This window comes from Segatella copri (assembly GCF_019127135.1).
Taxonomy (GTDB): domain Bacteria; phylum Bacteroidota; class Bacteroidia; order Bacteroidales; family Bacteroidaceae; genus Prevotella.
Genome location: NZ_JAHOEA010000146.1, coordinates 1 through 1366, shown reverse-complemented (window position 1 = coordinate 1366; position 1366 = coordinate 1). Strand labels below are relative to the sequence as shown.

Sequence of the window (1366 nt, the reverse complement as noted above, 5' to 3'; positions counted from 1 at the left end):
GCTTCTGCCCTTTCTATTATATTTGCACTTGGAAAAATAAAGAGGTGAAAATCTTTATATCTGCAAACTTTTGTTAACTTTGCAGAAAATTAGATAAGTACAATAAAAAAAGAAGAATACTCCATATCCAGCGTTAACCCTGTGCCCTTTCTAGCATAGTAAAGGCTTAGCCCTGTTTGGGGAACTGGATATTTTCTGAGCAGAAGCTTGAGAGTAAATTAGCCTGCTTGTGTAGAACAAGACAGGACTCGTAGTATAGTTGTAGCCGCTCAGAACGGAGCACCCTTCTTATTAAAAACTTTATTCAATATGCAAATATACGGAATAGATTTGGCAAAAGAGAAATTTGACGTAAGTTTTTTCGACTTGACATCAAAAAAAGTATCAAACCACCCTTCACATAAGGTTGTAAAGAACAATTTTAAGAGTATCGGAAGGTTTTTAGAAACCCTTCCAAGCGATGCAGTATTGGTTGCTGAGCATACCGGAGTTTATGGTGATACTCTCTTGAAGTGCTGCATGGATAGCAATGTGAAGATTGCCTTTGTGGGTGGATATGTCATCCATAGATACAGAGCTACCCCTGACCGTGCCAAGACGGATGTCCTGGATTGTGCACTGCTCAGAGATTTTGGAGAGAGATATCCTGATAAGCTGAAATACAAGACGTTTCCAGAAGAGGCTCTATATGAGCTTCGTCAATTGGCACGCCACCGAGAAATGCTTGTAGAACAGCGTAAGCAGCTAATAACGGCCGACAGGAGCGAGGATTGTCGTCCTATCAGAAGTCTTGCCGTCAAGCGAAGCATGGACCGTATCAAAGAGATGTTGGACACGGAAATTGCAGAGACGGAAAAAGAAATGTTGAAAGTCATAAATGGACATGAGAGCATTCACCACAACTATGAGCTTGTTAAAAGTGTCGATGGAGTTGGGCTGATTACCACAGTAGAACTATTGGTAAAAACAGAGAATTTCACAAAAATAACTACAGCGCGCCAATATGCTGCTTATGCAGGAACTGCGCCATACGAAAAATCATCGGGGAAAATGGACAAGGGAACACATATATCCAAGATTGGTAATAGACGGTCAAAGACCTTGTTGTACATCTGCGCAGAAAGCGCCAGATTGCACAACAAGGAGATTAAACTGTATTACGAGAGACGTACTTTAATAGATAAAAAGCCGCGTCATTATGTGCTAAATGCCATCGCAAACAAGTTGCTAAGGATCATATTCACCCTCGTGGAAAAAGGTGAATACTATGACGCAAACTTCATCAGGCAAGACCCAAGGGTCGTTAAATATAATTAACGTTAAAAAATACGCTCAAAGCTTGCTCAATTAGAGTAAAACAGGGCGT

At 40.7% G+C, this 1366-nt stretch carries 1 protein-coding gene; it reads left to right on the top strand.

Translation table 11 applies throughout. The annotated features are described in order from the left end of the window. The first annotated feature begins 330 nt into the window (after positions 1 to 330). Positions 331 to 1317: an IS110 family transposase gene (locus tag KSW37_RS15560; protein ID WP_217743529.1), complete on the top strand. Its 987-nt coding sequence runs from the start codon at positions 331 to 333 to the stop codon at positions 1315 to 1317. Positions 1318 to 1366: the final 49 nt, after the last annotated feature.